This window comes from Thiobacillus sp. 65-1402 (assembly GCF_001897685.1).
Lineage (GTDB): Bacteria > Pseudomonadota > Gammaproteobacteria > Burkholderiales > Thiobacillaceae > Thiobacillus.
This window is the reverse complement of record NZ_MKUG01000123.1, coordinates 1-7,557: the sequence shown is the minus strand read 5'-3', so window position 1 is coordinate 7,557 and position 7,557 is coordinate 1. Positions and strand designations below refer to the sequence as shown.

8 protein-coding genes are annotated in these 7,557 nt (G+C 67.7%); 5 read left to right on the top strand and 3 right to left on the bottom strand.

Annotated elements, in window-relative coordinates; genetic code table 11:
• From BGO62_RS10005 to BGO62_RS09995, 3 genes are all read right to left on the bottom strand, one after another.
• On the bottom strand, positions 1-1,721 hold a 1,721-nt coding region (locus tag BGO62_RS10005; protein ID WP_296641925.1), incomplete at its 3' end, for a putative inorganic carbon transporter subunit DabA.
• Complete coding sequence (locus tag BGO62_RS10000) at positions 1,718-2,461, bottom strand: hypothetical protein (RefSeq protein WP_296641923.1); 744 nt, start codon at positions 2,459-2,461, stop codon at positions 1,718-1,720. The genes BGO62_RS10000 and BGO62_RS10005, both read right to left, overlap by 4 nt.
• Position 2,462: 1 nt before the next feature.
• Entirely contained in the window at positions 2,463-4,142 is a 1,680-nt protein-coding gene (locus tag BGO62_RS09995; protein WP_296641921.1) for a proton-conducting transporter membrane subunit, read from the bottom strand.
• 457 nt (positions 4,143-4,599) lie between these two features.
• Here BGO62_RS09995 and chrA point away from each other — a divergent pair, with 457 nt between their 5' ends.
• The 5 genes from chrA (at position 4,600) to BGO62_RS09970 (ending at position 7,553) form a co-directional block, all read left to right on the top strand.
• Entirely contained in the window at positions 4,600-5,937 is a 1,338-nt protein-coding gene (gene chrA / locus BGO62_RS09990) for a chromate efflux transporter (RefSeq protein ID WP_296641918.1), read from the top strand.
• A gap of 7 nt (positions 5,938-5,944) precedes the next feature.
• A complete protein-coding gene (locus tag BGO62_RS09985; protein WP_296641916.1) occupies positions 5,945-6,319 on the top strand; it encodes a rhodanese-like domain-containing protein in 375 nt (124 codons plus the stop codon).
• Positions 6,316-6,762 (top strand): chromate resistance protein ChrB domain-containing protein, encoded by a 447-nt coding sequence (locus BGO62_RS09980; protein ID WP_296641913.1) that lies wholly within the window; start codon positions 6,316-6,318, stop codon positions 6,760-6,762. Before BGO62_RS09985 ends, BGO62_RS09980 begins: the two co-directional genes overlap by 4 nt.
• A 40-nt stretch (positions 6,763-6,802) precedes the next feature.
• Positions 6,803-7,003 carry a hypothetical protein gene (locus BGO62_RS09975; protein WP_296641911.1) on the top strand — a complete coding sequence of 67 codons (201 nt, stop codon included), beginning with the start codon at positions 6,803-6,805 and terminating at the stop codon, positions 7,001-7,003.
• Between the two features lie 217 nt (positions 7,004-7,220).
• Complete coding sequence (locus BGO62_RS09970; RefSeq protein ID WP_296641910.1) at positions 7,221-7,553, top strand: TusE/DsrC/DsvC family sulfur relay protein; 333 nt, start codon at positions 7,221-7,223, stop codon at positions 7,551-7,553.
• Positions 7,554-7,557: the final 4 nt, after the last annotated feature.

The following is a 7,557-nucleotide window of genomic DNA, read 5'->3' as shown; positions in this document are numbered from 1 at the left end:
CGGTTGTAGGCGAGCGGCGCAAGGCTCTTGCCGAACATGTCGAGTCCGAACAGCAGGCCGATCGCCTCGACCGTGATGAAGGGCGACAGCACCGAGGCCTTGAGCTCGTGAACCACCTGCTCCAGGGTCGAGACGAAGGCCTCGTCGTCGGCGCTGCGCGCGATCCCGAGTTCCAGCACCACGTTCTTCGGGCTCGCCACCACCGGACAGAGATGCGTCTCGCTGCCCTTCTCCAGGCCGATGAAGCTGACCGGCACGCCGAAGAAACCGGCGATGCCGAAGGTCTGGTAGTCGCCGACCTTCTCCAGATGGCGGCGGATGCGCTCGGAGCGCACGTCGATGCAGAACATCACCTGCGCGAAGGGCCGTTTCTCGCGCGGCGCCGGCCGGGCCAAATCGAGGCCGTGCAGCAGCCTGCCCATATAGCGTGCCTCCAGCGCCTCCAGCCAGATGCGCCCTTCCTCGCGCTCGAAGCGGACGAGCACTGCAATCAGGCGGGCAAGATCGTCTGGCGCCAGGCGCAGCAAGGCGTCGGTCATGCCGGCGCGTGCGGCAAGCTGGCGCAAGGCGTCGGCATGACACCGTGCTTCGTGCTCACGCTTACGCGCAAGGTACTGCGGCAACAGGCGGGCGATGCGCGCCGGCTGCCGCGCGGCGATCGCATCCTCCACCGCGTGTGCCATCTCCGGCAGCACGTGACCGCCGTGGAATTCGCGCCGCAGATAGGCTTCCGCCGGATGCGACTCGACGAAGCGCGCCAGTTCCGCAAGGTTCGCCGGCGTCCCCTTGCGCTCGGCGTGCTCGCGCAGCAGCGCCAGGCCCAGCACGAGGCGGATCGCGAGATAGTCGACCAGATCGGCGGGATAGTGGCGCGCCCAGTGGTAGTGCTTGGCGCCCGCGCGCCAGCGGATGAAGCCGGCCCAGCCGTGCAGCCGCGTCAGCTCGCAGGTGAAGTGGTTCATCCAGTCGTCCTCGGGCACGCCGAGCTCGTCCATGACGTGGGCGATGATGCCCTCCGGCGTGTCGTCGGCGGCGAGGATGCGCTTGATGTGCAGGCCGCGGATGAACAGGCGCAGGTTGCGCCGCGCCACCGCGCTCCAGGCGGCGAACAGGCCTTGTTCGCGCCCCGGCATCTGCCACACCGACTGGCCCTCGTCGAAGAAGTCGAGGCAGCTCTTGATCACCAGTTCGTCGAGCGTCGCGCCGATCTCGGTGCCGAACAGCATGTCGACGATGGCGTAGAGCGGCCGGCCCGGCGGCATGTCGGCGCCGACCTGCGCCGCCAGCGCCGTGCCGCCGATCTCGCGCGGCGGCAGCGCCAGGCCGGCCAGCACGGCATGGATGTCGGCCGCGTCGGCGAGTGCGGGCGGCGCGCCGATCGGCGTCTCGATTCCGGTCAGCAGCATCATCAGCAGGCGCTGCAGATCGAGTCCCGCGATGTCCCGCTGCCCGGCCAGGAAGCGCGCCACCTGGCCCGCCAGCACGGCGCGGTCGACCTTGCCCGCGGCCAGATGGCGCTGCTGGAGCGCGCGCGGCAGATAGCCGCGCGCACGGAACAGGCGCTCGCCCGCCGTCACGGCCTCGTCGAACGGCAGGTGCTCCAGCCCATAGAGCGGGTTGTGGTGGATGAAGGTGCGCATCGGCCAGAAGTAGGGGATCGGCTCCCCGGCGACGTGGACGATGGCGCGGATCTTGAGACGCCGCCCGAGCGCAAGGTTCACAGGCCCCCTCCCGTCAGAGTGAGGCCGGCGATCGCGAAAGCGCCCAGCACGCCGGTATAGAGCAAAGTCGAGGCACGCCCGATGTCGCCGAGAGGTGCGGCGCGGCCGGCACCGAAGATGAAGCCCTGCAGCAGCCGCGTCGCGGCCCAGCCCCACACCAGCCAGATCGCCAGCACGCCCAGCGCACCGCTCCAGTCGAGCACGTGCAGCAGATTCAGCAGCGCGAAGAAGCCCGGGAAGGGCGGCGTGGCGACGGCCGCCAGCACCGTCAGCGCCAGCATCCCGGACAGGCGCGGCAGGTTGCCGATGAGCCCGCCCTGCAGCCCCGCATAGGCGGCGCCGAAGCGGCGCGCCAGCGGACGCGCGAGCAGCGCCACCAGGGCGGCGGGCAGGCCGAACCAGAAGGCGAACGCATGCAGCTCCGCGCGGCCGGCGCCGCCGGCGGCCAGCGCCCAGCTCAGCGCGAGCGCGGAGGTGGCGAGGAAACCGGCCCACTGGCCCATGTCGCGCACGGTGAGCAGGCGCAGGGCGTAGAACCCGGCAGTCGCCAGCGCCCACGGCACGAAGGCCTGCGGAACGGCCTGCGGGGCAAGCTGCAGCAGCGCCACGCCGAGCTGCGGCCATGCGAGCAGCAGCGCGCAGCGCGCGACCGGCTCGCGCAGCCGCGCAAGGGCGCCGTTGAGCACGACGCTCAGCGGGAACAGCGGCAGGAACAGGGCGGCGATCAGCAGTGTCGCCATGTCACACCCACCGCAGCCAGACGTTGAGCCGCCGCGACAGCCCGAGTACGGCCTGGGTCAGCCAGGTGTAGACGTCGGCGACGTAGAACTCGCGCGACAGCAGCGAATACAGCGCCAGCCGCAGCGGCGAGGCCTCGCCGCTGCGCGCGCCGCCGTTGGCGGTGGCGTAGTAGGTGGCGAGCCAGCCGCCGACGACTGCGACCGTGAGGATGGCCGCGAGTACCTCGAAGGTTCCGAGCGGAATGCTGGCTGCCGCGTAGAGGCGGTCGCTGAACGCGCGGTCCGGATAGAGGAAGACGTCGAACGCGTGGCCGATCCAGGTATAGCCGGCGACCACGATGACCAGCGACAGGATGATCATCGCCATCAGCCGCCACGGGCTGCCGGCGCGCAGGCGGTAGGTCACGAACAGCAGCTGCGCGCCGGTGACCCAGCCGAAGAACAGCAGGATGATCGCGCCCTGGCGCCCGACGAAGTCGTCGTCGACCAGCCAGTGCGACAGACCGAGGATGAAGAAGGGCACCACCACGGTGAGCGCCGCGGCGACGACCCACGGCAGGCGGTAGGCGACCGGCTTGCGCTCGACCACGAAGGTGTAGACGTCGTCGTGCGGCACGCCGTCGTGCTTGCGCGCGTTGCCGATGACGCTGCCGGCGCCGAGGAACAGCGTGCCCTTGAACAGGCCGTGCGCGATCAGATGGTAGATCGCCAGCGAGAACGCGCCGACGCCGGCTTCGACGAACATGAAGCCCATCTGGCCCATGGTCGAATAGCCGAGCGACTTCTTGATGTCGTTCTGCATCAGCATCAGCACCGAGCCGAGGATCGCCGTGACGAGACCGACCACGAACACCAGGTGCAGCACTTCGCCGGCGTGCACGAACACCGGGGCGAAGCGGTTGAGGATGAAGCCGCCGGCGTTGACGATGCCGGCGTGCATCAGCGCCGACACCGGCGTCGGCCCTTCCATGGTGTAGGGCAGCCAGGTGTGCAGGGGAAACTGCGCCGAGCGCGCGAACGCGGCGAGCGCGACGAGCAGCGCCACCACCGTCGTCAGCGGCACACCGAGCACCGCGTGCGCGCCGGGGTCGGCGGCGATCCGCTCGAACAGCGCCGGCAGCGAGATCGTGCCGTAGGCCTGGTAGAGCAGGACCGCGGCGAGGATCAGCGGCAGGTCGCCGAGGCGATAGGTGAAGAACGACCAGAAGGCATAGCGCTGGGCGGCGGGCCGCGCGACGTCGTGGCCGAGCAGGAAGTAGAGCAGCACCCCGATCAGGTGCCACGCCACCAGCAGCGTGACGAGATCCCCGGCAGCCACCATCAGCAGGATCGCCGCGGCCATCAGGTCGAGCAGGATGTAGAAGCGCGCGTAGCCCGGCTCCTCGGCCATGTAGCGCACCGCGTAGACATGCACCACCAGGCTGATGCCGGCGACCATCAGCGCCATCAGGCTGGCCAGCGGATCGAGGGTGAGGCTGCCCCAGCCGCTACCAAGCGACACCCAGTGCGGCTGCCCCTCGGCCAGATAGAAGGTGAGCGCGGCGGCGGCGAACAACAAGGTGAGCGCAGCGAAACCCACGCTCAGGCGCGCGATGTGGCGCCGCGGCCGATCGGCAAGCAGCGCGATCGACAGCGCCGACAGCAAGGGCATGGCCGGAAGCAGAATCGCCAGTTTGTCCACCGCGTCAGCGCCTCCCGTTCAAGAATCGTCTACACATGGCGTCTGCGACGCCGCCGGCGCACGTTTGCATGCGCGCGCCCCACAGCAAAACCATAAACTTTATGTGGGGATTTTCCCCATTTCGGCTGAGCTGGATTTATCCCGCTTCCACGCACATGAAAGCCAAATTGACGCCATACATCAGTCCGAATGATGACTCTGCGTAGAATCGTAGAGCGGCCAATCCATACATAACAGTCTTGTTTTTTTATAGGAACCATTAATTTAAGTGTATGGAATGAGCCGAGCGAGCGCCCGGCCGCGCCGCACGCCCAGCGCCGTAAAGACGTTGCCGCGCCGCACCGGCCGAGGCTAGAATCGCAGCGTCGGGGCGCCAGCCCCCGGCGTCTGAGCTCCGCTCGCAAGACGGTGTCCCGTCCAAGTCTGGTTCTATCCACTCACGCTTGGAGCATCATTCTTGGACACCGCACAAACCTCCCGCCCCGCGCCCGTCACCCTGGGCGACACCTTCCCCTACTGGCTCAAGCTCGGCTTCATCAGCTTCGGCGGCCCGGCCGGGCAGATCGCGATGATGCACCAGGAGCTGGTGGAAAAACGCCGCTGGATTTCCGAACACCGCTACCTGCACGCGCTCAACTACTGCATGCTGCTGCCGGGCCCCGAGGCGACCCAGCTGGCGATCTACATCAGCTGGCTGATGCACGGCGTGCGCGGCGGCGTGATCGCGGGTGTGCTGTTTTTCCTGCCCGGCTTCCTGCTGCTGGCGGGGCTGGCGGGACTGTATCTGGCGTGGGGCGACGTGCCGCTGGTGCAGGGCATCTTCTACGGCATCCGGCCGGCGGTGGTGGCGGTGGTGCTGTTCGCCGCCTGGCGCATCGGTTCGCGCGCGCTTAAGAACGAGGTGCTGTGGGGGATGGCGGCGCTCGCCTTCATCGGCATCTTCGTGTTCGACGTCGGCTTTCCGTGGATCGTGCTCGCGGCGGCGATCCTCGGTGCGCTGGGCGGCAAGTTCATGCCGCACAAATTCAAGGCGGGCGGCGGACACGGCGGCGGCCACCGGCAGCACGGCCCGGCGCTGATCGACGACGACACCCCGCCGCCGGCCCACGCGAAGTTCTCCTGGGGCAAGCTCGCCGCGACCAGCGCCGTGTTCGTGCTGATCTGGCTGGGCGCGATGGCGGCGCTCCACGGCGCGCCCGATCTCTACCGCATGGGCGACTTCTTCACCCGCGCCGCCTTCCTCACCATCGGCGGCGCCTATGCCGTGCTGCCCTACGTCTACCAGGGCGCGGTGGAGCATTTCGGCTGGCTCACCGGCGCACAGATGATGGACGGCCTGGCGCTCGGCGAAACCACGCCGGGGCCGCTGATCATGATCGTCACCTGGGTCGGCTATCTCGGCGGCGTCGCCAAGGAGGTGCTCGCGAACCCGCTGGCCGCCGGTTTTGCCGGCGCGGCGGTGGCGACTTTCTTCACTTTCCTGCCCTCGTTCTTTTTCATCCTGGCGGGGGCGCCGCTGATCGAGGCCACGCGCGGCGAACTCCGCTTCACCGCGCCGCTGACCGGCATCACCGCCGCGGTGGTCGGCGTCATCCTCAATCTGGCGGTATTCTTCGCCTGGCACACCTTCTGGCCGCAGGGCACGGCAGCGGCGCCGTTCGCCGGCGGCTTCGAAGTGTTCCCCGTCGTCGTCGCGATTGCCGCCTTCGTCGCCCTGTGGAAATACAAGGCCGACATCATGCAGGTCATCGGCGTATGCGCCCTGCTGGGGCTGGCTTATTCATTGTTTTTGTGAGGACAGCATGGAGATCAAGATCCAACCACCGAAGCGTTGCGGCTGTTCCAGTCCCACCGAGAAATGCGAGGAACTGGCACGCACCATCAAGCCCGCCAGGCTGAACCCCGACGCCACCCTGGTGTTCGACGTGCGGCGCGAAGCCGACTACGCGGCGTCGAACGAGACCATTCCCGGCGCACTGTGGAAGAACCCGGACAAGATCGACGCCTGGATCGGCGCCGTCCCGCGCACGCTCGACGTGGTGGTCTACTGCGTGCGCGGCGGCGCGGTATCGAACAGCGTGGTCGACCGCCTGCAGGCGGCAGGCGTCAAGGCACGCTTCATCGAGGGCGGCTTCGAGGCCTGGAAGGCGGCAGGCGGCAAGGTCGCCGCCAAATGAAATGGGTCACCCGCGAGCGGCCGAAGATCGACCGCATCGCCTGCCCCTGGCTGATTGCGCGCTTCATCGATCCGGCCGCCGAGTTTCTCTACGTGCCCGCCGCCGAAGTGCTGAAAGTCGCGCAAGAAACCGGCGCGACCCCCTACGACATCCCCGGCGCTGAATACGGCCATGTCGGCGAGCTGTGCAGTTTCGACGCCTTTTTGCGCCTGCACGATCTGCGCGACCCGGCCTTGCAGCAACTCGCCGTCATCGTGCGTGGCGCCGACACCGCGCGGCTCAATCTGGCGCCGCAATGCGCCGGGCTGCTGGCGCAGTCGCTGGGCTTGTCGGCGCTGTTCGCGGACGACCACGCCATGTTGCAGCACGGCATGCTGATGTACGACGCCTACTACGCCTGGCTGCGGCAGGCGCAGGGCGAATCGCACCCCGCGGAGAGATAAGCCCGCAGCGCACCGGCGCGTTCCCGCCGCCCCCCTGGCGATGCGCCGCCTGCGCACCCTCGCCATCGTCTTCCCGGTCTTCGCGATCATTAGCATCGGCTGGCGGTACGCCCGCGTCGGGCGCCCCGTCGCCGGTGCCACCAACCAGATCAACGCAGGATCGCAGCCCGCATGGCTGGCATTCCAGGCCGGCACGCCCAAGGGCATGGCTTGCCGCCCCGCCAGGCTGCCCGCCGGCTAGTCCGTTATTTTCCGCGGTCACCCGACCTTCTTGCGTATTTCATACAAAAAAGTTCTTTTATCTTCGATTGAAAAGGCTGGGCGCAGCGGGCCATACGGGGATGCGCTTCCGCCAAAAGGCGCATGGCGTCTTGCAAAAACGAAGTTGTTGACTAATTTACTTGGTTATTTTATCGTTGCGCCCATCCCTCGTTATTTTTCATCGCAAGGACTGCACTATGGAACGCGAAATCAACGGAAAAATCGTCGAAACCGACCCCGAAGGCTATCTGGTCAACCTGGACGACTGGTCCGAGGAGCTGGCGGTCGAGCTGGCCAAGGAAGACAAGCTGGAACTTCAGGAAAACCACTGGAAGGTGATCCACTACATGCGCGACCAGTTCGCGCAGAACGGCACCGCGCCCAACCTGCGCTTCCTGCAGAAGGGCCTGAAGGAAGAATTCGGCGACGAATGGGGCGACAAGAAATTCCTGTTCGACCTGTTCCCGTTCGGCCCTGCCAAGCAGGCCGGCCGCTACGCCGGCACCCCGAAGCCGACCGGCTGCGTGTGAGAAC

Coding starts and splice junctions, on each gene's coding strand:
- BGO62_RS10000 (WP_296641923.1), bottom strand. CDS start 2,461: ATGGCGACACTGCTGATCGCCGCCCTGTTCCTGCCGCTGTTCCCGCTG.
- BGO62_RS09985 (WP_296641916.1), top strand. CDS start 5,945: ATGGAGATCAAGATCCAACCACCGAAGCGTTGCGGCTGTTCCAGTCCC.
- BGO62_RS09980 (WP_296641913.1), top strand. CDS start 6,316: ATGAAATGGGTCACCCGCGAGCGGCCGAAGATCGACCGCATCGCCTGC.
- BGO62_RS09975 (WP_296641911.1), top strand. CDS start 6,803: ATGCGCCGCCTGCGCACCCTCGCCATCGTCTTCCCGGTCTTCGCGATC.
- BGO62_RS09970 (WP_296641910.1), top strand. CDS start 7,221: ATGGAACGCGAAATCAACGGAAAAATCGTCGAAACCGACCCCGAAGGC.